This window comes from Bacteroidia bacterium (assembly GCA_040880525.1).
Classification (GTDB): domain Bacteria; phylum Bacteroidota; class Bacteroidia; order CAILMK01; family JBBDIG01; genus JBBDIG01.
Genome location: JBBDIG010000023.1, coordinates 1 through 16,090, shown reverse-complemented (window position 1 = coordinate 16,090; position 16,090 = coordinate 1). Strand labels below are relative to the sequence as shown.

Below are 16,090 nucleotides of genomic sequence, written 5' to 3'. Positions count from 1 at the left end.
AAAAGCAGTAATGGCGAAAAAAAATAAGGGTGGATTAATTTATTCCACCAATCCTGATTTTGATCTTGATCATGAGGAAAAACCAGTGGAAACCCCCGTTCCTTCTGCGCAACAGTTGAAGGTGAGCCGCAGCAGCAAAGGCCGTGGCGGCAAAATCGTTACCCTGATTGAAGGTTTCCGGGGCAGCGATGAAGCACTGAAGGACCTGGGAAAAATGCTGAAAAACAAAGCCGGTACCGGTGGCAGCGCAAAGGATGGGGAAATAATTATCCAGGGCGACCACCGGGAAAAAGTTGGAGAAATTTTAAAAGCGGAAGGCTATAAGGTAAAATTCAGCGGAGGTTAAAAAACCACTTGTAGCATTCCCGTTATTTCCGTGCAGAAAATTTTCCGGAACAAACCAAAATAGAATATCCGGTATTTAAAAGGAAAATTGGGGTTTAGCAATACAAGTCCATCAGGTCGTCTTCTTCTCTTCTCAGGGCCGTAATAATTGGCGTATCCAGCAATGTAAACAGCCGCGCCTCCGTCATGCGTAGGTCGTACACAAGGTCGGAGAATTGGGCAAGGCTTTCCATTTCATAGCTCACGATGAATTCCTGATCCTGCAATCCAAATGAGTACAGGAGCAGTTGATTTATTTCCTTGTATTTTTTTCCCAGCGTAATATGTGCATTCATCATTTCCTGCCTTTCTTCCCTACTTTTCATGTACCATTCTGGTGTTTTTGAAAATGGATAAATAATGAAATAAGGAGTTCGCTTTGTTGTATCAAAAGGATCAATTTCCTGAGGCGATCTGCGGGCCTTAGAATAAACCGAAGGCTTGGTCATTCCCCAAAAATTGCGGCCCGGAAGGATGTGGCTTCGCAACGCATTGAATTTGCCGGCAAACGACCTGAAATATTGATCCGGGGCCATTTTGTCCTCAGCATTATTGCTGCTCCATAGCATCAGATCCCACTCTCCTGCGGCAGGATAAAGCTGGTAAAATTCCGCCTGTCCGCAAACCTCCCTCGCTGCTTTGATGAATTCTCTCAGGAGTTTACGCTTATCACTTCTTTCCATCATCCAGAAGCTTTCAGAAAAACTGAAGGTTTGGTAATGTACTAATATTCTTTTATCCATTTTAATTTAGGTTTTGTTGTTTAAGCAAAAAGAGGCAATTTATAAAATGTGATTATTTTGTATTAAATGTTTTATTTTTAAATTAAACACCAATCATTTTTATTTAAAAATCTGTTTTGCAAAATAAGTAATGATAATGTCTGCTCCTGCACGCTTTATAGAGGTAAGCATTTCCATTACTACAGCTTTTTCATTGATCCATCCTTTTTCGCCAGCAGCTTTTATCATAGAATATTCTGCACTAACATTATAAGCCGCAATAGGCAGATTATGCCGTTGGCGTGCCTGGTAAATAATATCCAGGTAGCTGACAGCGGGTTTGATCATGAGGATGTCCGCACCTTCTTCCACATCCATATCCATTTCGCGGAGGGCTTCGCGGCTGTTGGCTGTATCCATCTGGTAAGTGGCCCGGTTGCCGGATTGCGGAGCCGAATCAGCGGCCTCACGGAACGGACCATAGAAGCTGCTCCAAAACTTGGCTGAATAGGCCATTATGCCCACATCCGAAAATCCGGTGGCATCCAGTGCTTCGCGGATGGCCCCGACCTGTCCGTCCATCATAGCGCTGGGAGCCACTATGTCAGCGCCAGCTTTCGCATGGGTTATAGCAGTTTTCGCCAGGATCTCCAGGGTTTCGTCATTCGCCACATGGCCATCCTTTACAATTCCGCAATGGCCGTGATTGGTAAATCCACAAACACAGACATCGGTCATCACCAGCAATTCAGGGAATGTCTGTTTCAGTTTGCGAAGAGCCTGTTGTACGGCACCGTCATCATGGTAAGCATCCTTGGCCAGCTCGTCTTTGTGGTTCGCCAACCCGAACAGGAGCACGGCTTTCACACCCGCATCCATTGCCTCTTTCACCTCCTGCACAAGCGTATCAGGCGACCAGCGGAACTGCCCAGGCATGGAAATGATGGGTTCCATAATTCCGGTTCCCGGCCTCACAAAGAGGGGATACACAATGTCGTCCATTGTGATGTGCGTCTCCCTCACCAAGCTGCGGAGGTTATCGCTCTTTCTGAGCCTTCTTGGCCGTTTTTTCATTGGCTAATGCTTTTTCCATAGAATTAATGAGTCCGTCAATCGTATAGGTTTCGGCCTCCGTCCAAACATCAAATTGCAGTTCCCTGGCCGTATTTGCTGTGATAGGTCCGATGCAGGCAATCCTTGCTTCGGGCAGCGACATGCCGAGCTTTTCCATTTTTTCGCGGAAATACCGCACGGTTGATGAGCTTGTAAAAGTGATGATGTCTATTTCTTCCTGCGACAGGCGTTGCCGCGCTTCGTCTTCGGGGAAATGCGAGCCGCTGGTGCGGTAGGCCACCAGTTCCTCCACACTTGCACCTCGTGCCTCCAGGTCGTGCTTCAGGTTTTTCCTGGCTATATCAGCCCTCGGCAGCAGGATTTTCTGTCCCTCTACATCGGGAAATTCTTCAGCCAAAACCTCTGCAACAAATTTGGAAGGCACAAATTCCGGATGCAGGCCAAGCTCCTGCAGCAAGGAGGCGGTGGCTGGTCCAATGGCTGCAATCCGGCATTTTTTCAATGCATCAACCGGGAGTTGGAGTGCCTGCATCCGCGCTGTGAAAAAGCGCACGCCATTTACGCTTGTAAAGATCACCCAGTCATAGCCCGCCAGGTTTCCGATGGCAGCATCCACTGCGTTGTAGGTTTCAGGCGCTGAAATGGCAATGGCAGGAAAGAGAACCGGGTTGGCCTCAATTCGCTTTAGCTTCTCAACAAAATCAGCGGCCTGAGCCTCTGGCCGGGTTACGAGGATTGTTTTTCCCGCTAAGGGAGATGCTTGTTTTTGCTCCATTCACTACCTCTTCACATTGGGGCTGCAAAGGTCAGGAGATATTGTGTAGCGACAAAGGTTCAGGAAAATCAAAGTTGCCGGGCCGGTTTTCATGTCAGAAACTGCCGTATTGCGGATATTGATATTTACGCAGGAAGATTGACCGATTAGGAAAATGAATGGTTTCAGCAGACTATTCAATCACCTGCTTTCTCACCACTATTTGGTCTTCCAGTTCAATTTTAATAAAATAAACTCCGGGTGATAAATGGTCAGGTATTTTTAAATAATTTCCATCCACATTAGCCATTGCCATTACTTGTCCCTGCAAATTAATAAATGAAACACCCTTTATTTTTTGAGTTAAATTTTTAATTATTAAAACATCTTTTGCAGGGTTTGGGTATATCTCAATTTCCGGAACATTGGAGGGCCTGACGTTCAGCAGCGTTTCACAAACAGCATAATCCAGCGTACCGGTACACCCGTTGTCCACGCTGATATATCTGGTAATGATCCTGGATTTATTTCCTGACTGATCTTCTGCCATCAAACAGATCGTAAAACATCCGTGGCTGGAAGAATTACGATAGGTACCACAGGAAATTACGTTTGGAATCGAATCATAATTATCTGAAACAGTATAACCTTCATCTACATATTGCTCATTTAATGCGACCTGCTTGAGGGAATCTCCCACGAGTTCAAGGTGTGGAGCTTCCGTATCCTGAACATGTACCCAGCGCGTTTTTTCGCTTGTATTCCCTGCTTCATCAGCTACTGAATATTCAATGATATATGTGCCTAAAAGGGATGTATCCAATAAACTCGAAACCGTAACCTGCGCTGTGAGATCGCCATCTATGTCATCCATTGCGGAATATCCGGGCTCCGGGTATGGATCGTAAACCTCAATGGTATCGTATGCGGAGCCATTCAGCGTAATGACGGGCGGGATCGTATCCTGCGAATAAAGACTTATGACCGGAGAAAAAAAGAGCAGTAAGGATAGCAGCGTTTTCATGGTTCGTGTTTTTCTCAAAAGTTTAATAGAAGAATACGAAGTTAAAGAAATCAGACGCCAATGACATCCGTGTCTTTTATTCCTGCTTCCTGCCAGCGCTGAATTTTAATTCGGTTAGAAATAAATTAAGAAACAAATACTTTAAACATTAAAGCGAAAGTGCATCACATCTGCATCCTCCACTTTGTATTCCTTTCCTTCCAGCTTCAGCCGTCCGGCTTCTTTGCAGGCATTTTCTGATTTTAATTCTAAATAATCTTTGAATTTAATTACTTCGGCCCGGATAAATCCTTTTTCAAAATCGGTGTGGATAACGCCTGCGGCCTGCGGGGCAGTACTTCCTGCTTTTACAGGCCAGGCACGGACCTCCTTTTTCCCGGCAGTAAAATAAGTGATAAGCTTCAGCAGGTTATAAGCCGCCCGGATTAGCCGGTTTACGCCCGGCTCGGTGAGGCCATACATGGCGAGGTATTCTTTTCGCTCTTCAGGATCAGCCAGCTCCGCAATCTCCGATTCGATCTTTGCGCTGATCAGGATCATCTCGGCCTGTTCTCCGGAAATGGCCTCCTTTAATTGCTGGGAAAATTCATTTCCATCAATTACGGAATGTTCATCCACATTTGCCACATAGAGTACAGGTTTCAGCGTGATGAGATGGAGGTCGCGCACATCCTCAAGCTCTTCCTGCGTAAAATCCATTGCCCGTGCTGATCTCCCTTCTTCCAGGTGGGATTTCAGGCGCTTCAGCAAATCCACCATTCGCTGGGCCAGTTTATCCCCGGACTTGATCAGCTTTTGGGCCCGGTCCAGGCGCTTGTCAACGGTTTCAAGATCCTTGAGTTGGAGCTCATAATCAATGATCTCTTTATCGCGAACAGGATTTACAGAACCATCCACATGCACCACGTTCGCATCTTCGAAGCAACGGATGACGTGGATGATAGCGTTGGTATCCCGGATGTTTGCAAGGAACTGGTTTCCCAATCCCTCACCCTTGCTGGCACCTTTTACAAGCCCGGCAATGTCCACAATCTCAATGGTATTCGGCACGATCCGCTCCGGTTGCACGAGGTCAGATAGCTGATTCAACCGTGCATCCGGCACGGTGATGACGCCCACATTCGGTTCGATGGTGCAAAACGGAAAGTTGGCCGCCTGCGCCTTAGCACTTGACAGCGAGTTGAACAACGTGGACTTTCCCACATTCGGAAGTCCAACAATTCCACATCGTAAAGCCATATTTTATTTTAATTGCCGATTTTGTGCAAATTCAAAAAATCAGCATTACATGGTTTAAAAATTAAATTAAGAATTGAGATAAAATTTAATATTTTGATAAAACCCAAAAAATTAAAACCCTCAAACTTTATTATTTTAATACTGAATTATTCCTTCAGGAAGGGATAGCGGTAATCCGTAGCCGGCACGTAAGTTTCCTTCAGCGTACGGGCTGATACCCACCTTATGAGGTTGAGGATGGAACCCGCCTTGTCATTGGTTCCTGAACCCCGTGCGCCACCAAATGGCTGTTGTCCTACAACGGCTCCGGTTGGTTTATCATTGATGTAAAAATTGCCGGCAGCATTCACCAGTTTTTTCGTGGCCATTTCCACAGCCTTCCGATCTTTAGCGAAAATAGAACCCGTGAGCGCATAGATGGACGTGTTATTTACCAGATCCAGTGTTTCTTCAAATTTGGCTGTATCATAAACGTAAATGGTAAGTACAGGGCCAAAAAGTTCTTCGCACATGGTTACGTATTTTGGCGCTTTGGCCAGAATAACCGTGGGCTCAATAAAATAACCTTCGGATTTATCATAATTTCCACCGGCTATTATTTCTGCATCGCCACTCTCTTTTGCCTCATCAATATATTTTGCCAGTTTATTAAATGCATTCTCATCAATCACGGCATTCACAAAATTTGAAAAATCCTCTGGCGGGCCAAGCTTGATGGTTTTTAGATCGCTAAGCAATAATTCCTTCACTTTGTCCCAAAGGTTAGCGGGAATATAAGCGCGTGAAGCGGCAGAACATTTCTGGCCCTGGTACTCGAAAGCGCCACGCACCAGTGCTGTTGCCACTTCTTCAGCTACTGCCGATTGATGCACCATCACGAAGTCCTTGCCGCCTGTTTCGCCCACAATGCGCGGATAGGTTCTGAATGTGCTGATATTGTCACCAATCTTCTTCCAGATGGACTGGAAAACTCCGGTGCTGCCCGTAAAATGGATCCCGGCAAAATCAGGATGCTGAGAGCAAACGTCAACCGTTTTTTCTCCCGGAGCAAACAGCAGGTTGATTACACCGGCTGGCAGTCCTGCTTTTTCCAGCACTTCCATAATTACCTGCGCGCTCAGCAATTGCTTCAGCGAAGGTTTCCAAACCACCACATTTCCCATGAGCGCAGGAGCCGTGGGAAGATTGCCGCCAATAGCCGTGAAGTTGAATGGCGTTACGGCCAGCACAAATCCTTCGAGCGGACGGTATTCCATGCGGTTCCATATTCCGGGTGATGATACCGGTTGCTGCTGGTACAGTTCCTCCGCAAAAGCCACATTGAACCTGAGAAAATCAATGAGTTCGCAGGCAGAATCAATCTCTGCCTGGTAGGCGTTTTTGCTTTGCCCGATCATGGTTGCAGCATTAATCCTGGCGCGGTATGGCCCTGCAATAAGATCGGCTGCCCGCAGGAAGATAGCGGCACGCTGCGGCCAGGGCATTTCGGCCCAGGATTGCTGTGCATTCAAGGAGGCTTCAATGCACTGATTTATGTGTGATTCATTGCCATAATGATATTGGCCGATCAACGTATCCAGCTTATGAGGCGGGCGGATCTCGCGTATATCTGCGGTCTCAGTCGGCTTTCCATCTATCACCATCTTCACTTCCACAGGGGCACTGCAGTAATAGTGATCTATAGCGGCCTTGAGTTCTTTTCGCTCCGGGGATCCGGGCGCATAACTTTTAACCGGTTCGTTGATAGGTTTGGGTACGGTAAATACTGCGTTTGACATTGGGTTGTGTTTTTCTGATCCAAGAATTTTTCGCGGTGCAAAATTAGGCATTTTACCAGCGGATCGCCCTTGTTTCCATGATCTTTTGACAAAGATGCGGGATCAGAAAATTGAAATTGCTTTTGTTCGGAAATTGAATTATTACCAAAATCTTAATAGTCCGGGAATGCAATTATGAAGGACAATCTTCAAAAAATAAATTTATAGCATAGGCAAATTTTTAAACCTGGGCAATGCTATAAAAATTCAGCAAAAAGTGTTGCAACCGGTTACCGGAACAATTACCATTAATTTCCACAGAGCTATGTTGCAGGCTGTGGTTTGCGTTTCAGGATAAGCGCGCTCAGGATGGCTACGACCAATCCGATGGGAAATATTTCAAGGAAAGTAAATCCTGCCATTACGAAGGGATTCTTGTACATTTCCATCCACTCTTCCATTTCTGCAATCTGTTCCTGTTTTTCTTCTTCCGTCAGGTCAGGCTCTGCGTCAAGTTTTTCCACCTGATGTTTCTGGTATTTGTCGGCAAAGTCGGGCATAAAGTTGGGGTAATACACCATCCATCCCACCACATAAATTCCGGAAGCCACCAGCACAATATAGAGGCCGGTGAGAAAAGCAGTCTTAAAAGAAATAATACCATCGAGGTGGCGGTCGCGGTACACCTTAATGCCCAGGAACACAGTGGATAGTGCCAGCAGCATTGCCGTGTATCCTATAACCTCACCTTTGTCGAAATCAAAAGTTCCGTCCTCTGACTGCCAAACCATTCCCATTATGAACCAACTGAAGATCATAATAGCTCCGGCAATGCTGCCGGAAATCCAGATAATTTTTCTCATGATTTTTATGATTTTAAATTTTGACGCAAATCAATGACGAGGGCATAGAAACCCGGTCATACCTTTGGGTGATTTTCCTCATTTCACCCCAACGGGTGAGGTGATCAGGTTCATTTCCTGAGCCCGCTGTACCGCCTGCGTCCTGCGTTTTACCTCCAGTTTGCTGTAGATATTTGAGGTGTGCGTTTTAATGGTATTTCGCGAAACAAAAAGCTGCGTTGCAATTTCCTGATTGGTATATCCTCTTGCCATCAGTTCCAGCACCTGGAGTTCCCGCGAACTGAGTTGGGAGGCTGCAATTTTCGCCCGGTCAGGATGGGCTACGGATGCAGGGGAATTTTTTTCGTGCTTCTTCCTGAAAATGCCGCTGCCAAGAAGAATTCCGATGCCGGCAAAAATGATGGCTATGATACCGCCATATAATTCCAGTGAAAGATCGCGCAGCATAACGCGATACTGGAGCGTTTGCAAAAGCAAGAGAAGCAAGCCCATGATAAGTCCGAAGAGGAGATAGCTGTATTTCATTGAAGCAGGCAGTTTCGGCTTTTCATAGGACGAATTTCAGCATTCCGTCATTAAAGAGCAGGATGCCGGCTCAGGATAAGGAAAAGAAGTTCAGAAGAAACTGGAAAACCGGTTTAGTCATTCCAGCAGCATTTTGTAGGGTTTTTCTATCACTTCGCAGATCCAGCGGAGGAAGCGGGCGGCAGTTGCACCATCAATCATCCTGTGGTCATAGCTGAGCGAAAGCGGAAGGACTTGCCGCGGCTCGAATTGTTCGTTGCGCCAAACGGGTTTTGTTGCAGTTCGGCTCACGCCCAAAATAGCTACCTGCGGCTGATAAATGATAGGCGTGAAGTTGGTTCCGCCAATGCCGCCAAGATTGGAGATGATGAAGTTTCCGCCCTCCATCTCCTCCTTTGTCAGCTTTTGGTTCCGGGCCTTTTCAGCCATTTGGTCAAGTTCCAGGGCTAAATCAATTACCGGCTTTTTGTCCACATCGCGGATTACCGGTACCAACAGCCCGTTCTCCGTATCTGCAGCAATCCCGATATGGATGTAATGCTTCAGCACCATCTCGTTTTTCTGCATATCAAGGCTGGCGTTAAATTCCGGGAATTCTTGTAAAGCGACTGCGGAGATCTTCAGTAAAATGGCCGTTACCGTGAGTTTACCTCCCTTTTTAGCTACTTCCTCGCCATAATCTTCGCGGAATTTCTCCAGCCCTGTAACGTCAGCTTCATCGAAATGCGTAACGTGCGGGATCTGTCGCCAGGCACTGGCTACGTGCTGAGCCGTTGTTTTCCTGATTCCGCTGAGCGGCTTGCGCTCCACCTTTCCCCATCGCGAGAAGTCCGGCAAGCTGCTTTCAGGTGCGGCAGTCGCCCGGCCCGATATAATTTCGCTGGCGAATGCTTTTACATCATCTTCCAGGATTCGTCCTTCCGGTCCGCTGCCGCGTATTTCCGTCAGCTTCACGCTAAGTTCCCGCGCCAGCCTTCTCGCTGAAGGCCCTGCTGCGGCCTCATCAGTTTCTGACCTGGATTCCGCCTCTACTTGCGGTTTCTCCTCTTCACTGGATTTTTCTTTCTTGTCTTTCTCTTTAGCTTTATTTTTCTCTTCTTCTTCTTGCGATGATTCTTCTTTTTCCGGCTTAGCCTCTTTTTTATCTTTATCCTTCTTTTCCTTTGGTTCCTCTTTTACCTCTTTATCATTTTCCTCCTCCTTTTCTTTTTCTTTTTTCTCTGGCTTTTCTTTCTGGTCTTCCTCCGGAGTTTCTTCCTCATCTTCCTCCTTGTCCCCATCCTCCCCATTTTCATCTTCCAGAAGCAGGATCACATCCCCCACAGAAATTTCATCTCCCTCAGCAACTTTTATTTCTTTCACCTTTCCGGCAGCGTCAGACGGCACTTCCAGGGAAGCCTTGTCAGATTCCACGGTAATCAGCGACTGCTCTTTCTCCACAGTATCTCCTTCCTTCACCAGGATTTCACTTACGGTTGCCGAATCAGCACCTTCAGCCATTTTCGGGACTTTCACTTCTCTTGCCATTGCGCAGCATTTATTTGGGTTAGATGTATCGCATGTTTCCCGGAAGTTCGTCTCCGGCTCATGCAGATGTGAACTTAACACTGAGCTTTCTTCAAGGTTGAAAAAATGCCTGGCAAACGGAAAAGGAGGCAGGAATGCTGCGGGCCGCCTGTGTTGTGATCTTTTAAAAAATACGCATATTTGACAGGAATAATTTTCCGACAGAAATAGTCTTAATGCCTTGAATTATATAAAAAAATATGAGTGTACTGAAAAGCCTGCCGGAGCTTCTGCAAGCGGAAGTGATCACACCTGAAACGGCAGACAAAATCCGCGATTATTATAATAGCAAGGAAAGTTCATCCGTCAACCGGCTATTCATAGTTTTTGGAATACTGGGCGCTATTTTAGTCGGGCTGGGAATTATCCTGATCATCGCTCATAATTGGGACGAATTTTCAAGAACGGTGAAGGTGGTGTTTGCTTTTTTACCGCTTCTTGCGGGCCAGGTGCTTTGCGGTTATAGCCTTATTAAACAACCGGACAGCACCGCCTGGAAAGAGGCCAGCACGGCTTTTTTGTTTTTTGCCGTGGGGGCAAGCATTTCGTTGGTCAGCCAGATTTATAATATTCCCGGCAACCTCAGTTCCTTTCTGATGACGTGGATGTTGCTGTGCCTGCCGCTGGTTTACGTAATGAAGTCCTCCGTTACCTCTTTGCTTTATATTATCGGGATAACTTATTTCGCCTGCGAAACCAATTATTGGTCATATCCATCCACCGAATCCTATTGGTACTGGCTAATGTTTGCGGGCGTTTTGCCGCATTATTATTATTTGTACGGAAAGCAGCCTGATAGCAATTTCATGGTGATGCACAACTGGATTTTTCCGGTTTCGCTGATCATTGCACTTGGCACCGTGGCGAAAAATACGGATGAATTAATGTTCATTGCCTATATGAGCCTGTTTGGCGTATTTTATCTGGTTGGGATGTCAGGATATTTCAGGCAGCAAAAAACGCGGAACAACAGCTTCAGGGTATTAGGTTCAGCGGGCACGCTTATTCTGCTGCTGATATTGAGCTTCGATGGGTTTTGGGAAGATTTGCGAAGCAGGAATCTTCTTTTAAATGAAATAATATTGGCGCCTGAATTTTATGCTTCTGTGGTTTTATCATTGGCGGCAGCGGGGCTTTTTTATATTAATTTCAAAAAGGAAAGGATAAAGGCAAATGAACCCTTCGCATTTATTTTTATGCTGTTTATCGTCACTTTTATAATTGGAGGGGTTTTGCCTTTTGCCGTGGTATTGATCAATTTGTATGTTCTTACCATTGGGATTTTGACAATTATGGATGGCGCGAAAAAGTTCCATTTGGGAATATTAAATTATGGGTTGCTGATAATTACAGCGTTGGTGGTTTGCCGGTTTTTTGACACCGACCTGAGTTTTGTAATGCGGGGAATTTTGTTCGTATCAGTGGGAGCAGGGTTTTTTGCAACAAACTATTGGATGCTTAAAAAGAGGAAAACAAATGAATAGCAAAAAAATAATTATGATCGTTTTTGTAATGGTTGCGCTGGTGCAAATTTATGTTCCTGCCAAAATGATTATGGACCGGGAGAACGTATTGCGCACGGGAACTGAATACAAATTCAGGACAGCACCGGTTGATCCGTCCGATCCTTTCAGAGGGAAGTACATTACCCTGAACTTTGCAGAGAACACCGTGGGAGTTCAAAATGAAGACGACTGGGTTTCGGGTGAATCCGTTTATCTTTCTCTGAAAACGGATGAGGAAGGTTTTGTTAAAATTAATTCGGTATCAAAGGAAAAGCCTGATGAAAGCGAGGATTTCCTGAAAGCCAAAGTGTGGTTTGTTTCGGGAGATACGACAAATATATTGACAGTTCAGTATCCATTTGACAGGTATTATATGGAGGAATCAAAGGCTTACCCAGCGGAATTGGCCTACATTGATTCCCAGCAGAACGATAGTTTAGAAACGTATGCTTTGGTGAGAATTAAAAACGGGGAGGCCGTGCTGAAGGACGTGCTGATTGATGGCATTTCAATAAATGAAATAGTAAAAGCTCAGCAGGAAGAATAAGGAGAAATTGAGATTTATATAATTAGCTGTAATTATTTTTTTAGAATTAAAAAAGCCGGGACTTTTTAAAATCCCGGCTTTAACATATAGAAAAAATGAACGTGAAATAGTTATCGCAAAACAACCTTTTGAGTTGTGTAATGAACACTGCTGTTCCTGTCAGTAATTCGCAATAAGTAAATGCCACGTGGCAAATCATCGGTAGGAATAATAATGGAATTCCTGCCGTTTTCCAAATTATTAAGATAAACCGTTTGTCCGGTCAATCCGATCATTTCTACATGATAATTGGCAGCCGAAGAAGGGTTGCTGATGGAGAGATTCAATTCATCCTGCGCAGGATTGGGGAATACCCGCACCTGAATGGTTGCTGCGGGTTTTGGTGTAATTCCTACAGACCCGGAGGAGTCCAGCCCCTCGTCTATACTGCTGAAGAATACGAGGCCGCCCCGCTCGCTGCCCACGATCAGGTCAGGCAATGAATCCTTATTAATGGAAGCTGTGGTAACGGTAGAGAAATACCCAAGTTTTCTGTTTACGCCCCGCTCTAAAATGTAATTATAAAATACGGTATCCAGTTCCTGCCATTCAGCGTTGGGATCAGCGCCAACTTCAAAAAAGAATATTTTGCCGTTCAGCGATCCGCTCACCAGTTCAGGCGTTCCGTCTCCGTTAAAATCGGCAATTACAGGCGCAGATGCTCCGGTAGATTCCATAACAATTGTGGAGTCAATGATATTTCCGGAGGTATCATAATCATAGGTGTAGAAAAAGGAGTTGGTGTGAATATTCCCAAGCGTTTCGGTAATCAAAGTATAAGAAGGATTTCCGGTTTGGCCAGTATTCTGGTAATAATTTATGTTGCCTCCGGCTTCTCCAATGATCAGGTCATTTTTTCCATCGCCATTTAAATCATAAATAAATGGAGCCGTTATATATCCAATGTCGCTCCCCATATTTTTGAAATCATTTGTCTTGAAGGTAAACTCCATTGGGTTTCCAGCTTCTGCGGTATTTTCATAATAGATGAAATTTCCGAAGCGCGTGCCGATGAGCAGGTCTGACGAATTATCACCATTAATATCTCCGAAAGCCGGTCGCAGATCAGAATGTCCCTGCTGTTTTAAAGAAAGATAATCATCGTCCTTGAGTACGTATATCGGATCGGTGGCCGACCCGATATTCTCATAGAGCACAAGCCGGTCTGCCATATTGAAATTTTCCATGTACTCTCCTGCGGTAGCCACAATCAGGTCCATGTCTCCGTCTGCGTCAATATCCACAAATACCGGTGCCGTCTTGCTTCCCAGGTCCAGCATCTCCTCCTGAAGGAATCTGCTGGTTTTGAATTCAAAGTCGGGATTGTTGTCGGCACCGTTGTTCAGATAGAGCCACACCTGGTTCAGTTTTTTCCCAGCTCTTGGTTCGAAGGGCGCGGAAACCATATCCCTGATGCCGTCTCCGTTTACATCAACATAAAAGGCTGCGGGCGAATAGAAAATATCTACCGGCACGGTAGAGGCCGGGAAAGCCGTATCATACGAAATGAAAGTATCCACTCCTCCATTGTTAAGTTCTTTAGTGCCGTTGGTATACAAAATGAGGTTTGGGTAACTGATATCTCCCACCACAAGGTCTTTATCATTGTCGCCATCCATATCCAGCGCAAGGAGCGTGGAGCCGGCATGTTTTTTATTTTGTCCTTCATCCGGATCTTCTAAACGCAATCTGTTGCAGTTCGTATCTCGCGGGCCGCAACTGATACCGAGGATCGGAGCGTTGGTGGTGGAGCTTTCCAGCCATTTTCCGAAGCACTCATCCATGAGGCAAAACCTCAGGCTGTCAGGATTTAATGAAACATTGCGGTAGTAATATACATATCCGCCCAGCGTTCCGAAGTTCAGAATATCCAGCCTGCCATCTCCATCCACATCCGTCAGCGCGGGTAAATCCGTGTTCCCGATGAAAACGTTGGTTTCATAATTATTGTGTGGAAACAGCACCTGTGGCGTGCGCAATTCAAATGAAAGCTGATCATTTTCAGAAGTATTTTCCCAGATCTCCATGCCGCTGCCGAGGCGTGAATAAGTAAAGAAATCAGGCAAGCCGTCATTGTTATAGTCGGCCAGCAGCATGAAATTACGCGCAGGTGGAAAGAAGTCTGCATAATCCTGGCGGTAGCGAAAGGACATTTCCCCCCGCTCTCCCTCGTCAATAAAAGGCAGTATCTGGTTTCCTGAAATATCGAATACCAGAAGATCCTGCTTTCCATCGAAGTTCATGTCAATATTGGAGAATTGCGGACCAACCAGCCCCCCGGCAAAGGGATTATAGAGTGTGTCGTGGTTTGAACCTGATACGATCTTCGGAGTAACACTTGGGTAGAGCTTCACCTGCTGAGCGGTTGCAGAACAGGTGAAGAGAATGGCAACGACAGAGAGTAAGTAATACTTCATCATTCAATATTTATGGGTACAATTTAAGACAAATATTTTGCAGCAAATAGGGAAAGAACGTCCGGTTCTTTTCCTATGATACAAATTATCTTTCCAAAACGTTCTCTTCTGCTGTTGCATTGATTTGTTGAGTGTTGATGTTTTTTGAGGGAAAATTAAACGATAATTTATTTATAATCCAGGTTTTGATTAAAATCGTACCACCTAAGAGCGGTTAATGCAGGTCCGATTTATTACCGGACAATTCCGCGCCAGCGGAATACTGCGGCTTTCTGGCTTGCGACCGTTGCCAACGCCTCATCACCATGGGCTGTAACCCGTATCCGGGCTTGTCCCAAAATAATTGGGACCTGCATTATTGCAGCAGAGGCAGGTGATCTCCCGTTTATTTTTATGCTTGAAAATTGATGTAAATTGGCTGCTATTATAAAATGAATGGATATGTCAGAATTCAGTGTTATTAAAACGGACTCCAGGGACGATAAAGAACTCTTATTGAAACTTGCAGAGAAGATAGGTTTCAAAGTATTATCGTTGGAGGAAGCGGAAGATGAGCTTTTTTCCAAAGCTATTGATGCAGGACTAAAGAGTGCTAAAGTGGATCGCAAGGATATATTGGATGCCTTAAAATGAAGGTTGAGTTCGCCAATTCTTTTCTGCGGGATGTCAGAAAAATCATAATCCAGGATACCAAAACACGAATGCAGGCTGCGATAATTGAGGTAGAAGAAGCTATCAGTATCCAGGAAATCTCCTCGGGCCAGGCCACCACGAATTATCGTTATGACGCTATTGGAAATTTAATTGAAGACGTGCAAGAAGGAATTACTACCACTTGGAATGTATATGGCAAAGTAGCTACTGTATTAAATGTAAACAGCACTGCCACCTATACCGATGTTATCACGTTTACATACGATGCAATGGGCAACCGCGTAAAGAAAAGCGTGCAGACGGAAAGCGGTACTACCACCACATGGTATGTGCGCGATGCATCCGGGAATATACTGGCCAACTATGAGTTGGTGAATGACAACCAGCAGCAGCTTACTGAAATACCGCTCTACGGCAGTGATCGCTTGGGGATTTACCGCGCGAATATTACCCGTGATCTCTCTGCTGTTACTGGAAACACCTATACCCGGGAACTGAACAAAAGGGAATACGAATTGAAAGACCACTTAGGGAACGTGCGCGCTGTTGTAGCAGACCGAAAGTTACCTGCTTCTACCGCCAGCCCATCCGACTTTACGGCTGTATTGGAGATGTATGCTAATTACTATCCGTTTGGGATGGTAATGGAAGACCGCCAATATACCTCTGGGTCTTATCGTTATGGCTATAACACACAAGAAAAGGTTGATGAGATTGCAGGGGCTGGAAATCATTACACTGCACTTTTTTGGGAATATAATCCCCGTGTGGATCACCGCTGGAATTTAGACCCTAAGCCAAACCCTTCTATAAGTCCGTATGCTATTATGCAAGGCAATCAATCCGATTTGGTTTAGTGATCCATTTGGAGATACAGTTAAGATTGAACATCGTGCAGGATTTTTAGGTCTTGGGAGAAAACAAACTTTAACTTATGAAGGAGGTAATTTATTTAATGCTGATGGTTCTGAATATGAAGGCAGGGTTAGAGGATTTTTAGGACAAACAGTAAATGCTTTA

16 protein-coding genes are annotated in these 16,090 nt (G+C 45.3%); 6 read left to right on the top strand and 10 right to left on the bottom strand.

The annotated features are described in order from the left end of the window. Positions 1-10: 10 nt before the first annotated feature. Positions 11-346 carry a translation initiation factor gene (locus tag WD077_06525; protein ID MEX0966874.1) on the top strand — a complete coding sequence of 112 codons (336 nt, stop codon included), beginning with the start codon at positions 11-13 and terminating at the stop codon, positions 344-346. Positions 347-440: 94 nt separating this feature from the next. Here WD077_06525 and WD077_06520 read toward each other — a convergent pair whose 3' ends face one another. The 9 genes from WD077_06520 to WD077_06480 all read right to left on the bottom strand — a co-directional run bounded on the left by WD077_06520 (position 441) and on the right by WD077_06480 (position 9,869). Continuing rightward, positions 441-1,127 (bottom strand): chlorite dismutase family protein, encoded by a 687-nt coding sequence (locus WD077_06520; protein ID MEX0966873.1) that lies wholly within the window; start codon positions 1,125-1,127, stop codon positions 441-443. A gap of 99 nt (positions 1,128-1,226) precedes the next feature. Further along, positions 1,227-2,180: a porphobilinogen synthase gene (hemB, locus tag WD077_06515; GenBank protein ID MEX0966872.1), complete on the bottom strand. Its 954-nt coding sequence runs from the start codon at positions 2,178-2,180 to the stop codon at positions 1,227-1,229. After that, entirely contained in the window at positions 2,143-2,955 is an 813-nt protein-coding gene (locus WD077_06510; GenBank protein ID MEX0966871.1) for a uroporphyrinogen-III synthase, read from the bottom strand. The genes hemB and WD077_06510 overlap by 38 nt, the downstream gene beginning before the upstream one ends. Before the next feature lie 172 nt (positions 2,956-3,127). After that, complete coding sequence (locus WD077_06505) at positions 3,128-3,958, bottom strand: immunoglobulin-like domain-containing protein (GenBank protein ID MEX0966870.1); 831 nt, start codon at positions 3,956-3,958, stop codon at positions 3,128-3,130. A 141-nt stretch (positions 3,959-4,099) separates the two neighbouring features. Continuing rightward, positions 4,100-5,197: a redox-regulated ATPase YchF gene (gene ychF, locus WD077_06500; protein MEX0966869.1), complete on the bottom strand. Its 1,098-nt coding sequence runs from the start codon at positions 5,195-5,197 to the stop codon at positions 4,100-4,102. Between the two features lie 146 nt (positions 5,198-5,343). Beyond that, positions 5,344-6,975: an L-glutamate gamma-semialdehyde dehydrogenase gene (pruA, locus tag WD077_06495; protein MEX0966868.1), complete on the bottom strand. Its 1,632-nt coding sequence runs from the start codon at positions 6,973-6,975 to the stop codon at positions 5,344-5,346. Between the two features lie 302 nt (positions 6,976-7,277). After that, positions 7,278-7,817 (bottom strand): DUF4199 domain-containing protein, encoded by a 540-nt coding sequence (locus WD077_06490; protein ID MEX0966867.1) that lies wholly within the window; start codon positions 7,815-7,817, stop codon positions 7,278-7,280. A gap of 78 nt (positions 7,818-7,895) precedes the next feature. Beyond that, the gene (locus tag WD077_06485) at positions 7,896-8,342 is read right to left on the bottom strand and encodes a response regulator transcription factor (protein MEX0966866.1); all 447 of its coding nucleotides are present in this window, start codon (positions 8,340-8,342) and stop codon (positions 7,896-7,898) included. 117 nt (positions 8,343-8,459) lie between these two features. Then, complete coding sequence (locus WD077_06480; protein ID MEX0966865.1) at positions 8,460-9,869, bottom strand: 2-oxo acid dehydrogenase subunit E2; 1,410 nt, start codon at positions 9,867-9,869, stop codon at positions 8,460-8,462. Between the two features lie 239 nt (positions 9,870-10,108). On the opposite strand from WD077_06480, the gene WD077_06475 reads away from it, so the two are divergent. Next, positions 10,109-11,392 (top strand): DUF2157 domain-containing protein, encoded by a 1,284-nt coding sequence (locus WD077_06475; GenBank protein MEX0966864.1) that lies wholly within the window; start codon positions 10,109-10,111, stop codon positions 11,390-11,392. Next, a complete protein-coding gene (locus WD077_06470) occupies positions 11,385-11,960 on the top strand; it encodes a GDYXXLXY domain-containing protein (GenBank protein MEX0966863.1) in 576 nt (191 codons plus the stop codon). Before WD077_06475 ends, WD077_06470 begins: the two co-directional genes overlap by 8 nt. A gap of 110 nt (positions 11,961-12,070) precedes the next feature. On the opposite strand, the gene WD077_06465 is transcribed toward WD077_06470, so the two are convergent. Beyond that, complete coding sequence (locus WD077_06465) at positions 12,071-14,419, bottom strand: T9SS type A sorting domain-containing protein (protein ID MEX0966862.1); 2,349 nt, start codon at positions 14,417-14,419, stop codon at positions 12,071-12,073. Between the two features lie 438 nt (positions 14,420-14,857). Between WD077_06465 and WD077_06460 the strand changes: the two genes are divergently transcribed. From WD077_06460 to WD077_06450, 3 genes are all read left to right on the top strand, one after another. Then, positions 14,858-15,049 carry a hypothetical protein gene (locus tag WD077_06460; GenBank protein ID MEX0966861.1) on the top strand — a complete coding sequence of 64 codons (192 nt, stop codon included), beginning with the start codon at positions 14,858-14,860 and terminating at the stop codon, positions 15,047-15,049. Continuing rightward, a complete protein-coding gene (locus WD077_06455; GenBank protein ID MEX0966860.1) occupies positions 15,046-15,927 on the top strand; it encodes a hypothetical protein in 882 nt (293 codons plus the stop codon). Before WD077_06460 ends, WD077_06455 begins: the two co-directional genes overlap by 4 nt. Next, positions 15,890-16,090, top strand: a 201-nt coding sequence (locus WD077_06450) for a hypothetical protein (protein ID MEX0966859.1), incomplete at its 3' end; no start/stop codon positions are given. The genes WD077_06455 and WD077_06450, both read left to right, overlap by 38 nt.

Excerpts from the sequence above, each read along its gene's own strand:
- hemB (MEX0966872.1), bottom strand. The coding sequence starts at position 2,180 with ATGAAAAAACGGCCAAGAAGGCTCAGAAAGAGCGATAACCTCCGCAGC.
- WD077_06520 (MEX0966873.1), bottom strand. The coding sequence starts at position 1,127 with ATGGATAAAAGAATATTAGTACATTACCAAACCTTCAGTTTTTCTGAA.
- WD077_06460 (MEX0966861.1), top strand. The coding sequence starts at position 14,858 with ATGTCAGAATTCAGTGTTATTAAAACGGACTCCAGGGACGATAAAGAA.
- WD077_06510 (MEX0966871.1), bottom strand. The coding sequence starts at position 2,955 with ATGGAGCAAAAACAAGCATCTCCCTTAGCGGGAAAAACAATCCTCGTA.
- WD077_06475 (MEX0966864.1), top strand. The coding sequence starts at position 10,109 with ATGAGTGTACTGAAAAGCCTGCCGGAGCTTCTGCAAGCGGAAGTGATC.
- WD077_06490 (MEX0966867.1), bottom strand. The coding sequence starts at position 7,817 with ATGAGAAAAATTATCTGGATTTCCGGCAGCATTGCCGGAGCTATTATG.
- ychF (MEX0966869.1), bottom strand. The coding sequence starts at position 5,197 with ATGGCTTTACGATGTGGAATTGTTGGACTTCCGAATGTGGGAAAGTCC.
- WD077_06505 (MEX0966870.1), bottom strand. The coding sequence starts at position 3,958 with ATGAAAACGCTGCTATCCTTACTGCTCTTTTTTTCTCCGGTCATAAGT.
- WD077_06465 (MEX0966862.1), bottom strand. The coding sequence starts at position 14,419 with ATGATGAAGTATTACTTACTCTCTGTCGTTGCCATTCTCTTCACCTGT.
- WD077_06525 (MEX0966874.1), top strand. The coding sequence starts at position 11 with ATGGCGAAAAAAAATAAGGGTGGATTAATTTATTCCACCAATCCTGAT.
- WD077_06485 (MEX0966866.1), bottom strand. The coding sequence starts at position 8,342 with ATGAAATACAGCTATCTCCTCTTCGGACTTATCATGGGCTTGCTTCTC.
- pruA (MEX0966868.1), bottom strand. The coding sequence starts at position 6,975 with ATGTCAAACGCAGTATTTACCGTACCCAAACCTATCAACGAACCGGTT.
- WD077_06470 (MEX0966863.1), top strand. The coding sequence starts at position 11,385 with ATGAATAGCAAAAAAATAATTATGATCGTTTTTGTAATGGTTGCGCTG.
- WD077_06480 (MEX0966865.1), bottom strand. The coding sequence starts at position 9,869 with ATGGCAAGAGAAGTGAAAGTCCCGAAAATGGCTGAAGGTGCTGATTCG.
- WD077_06455 (MEX0966860.1), top strand. The coding sequence starts at position 15,046 with ATGAAGGTTGAGTTCGCCAATTCTTTTCTGCGGGATGTCAGAAAAATC.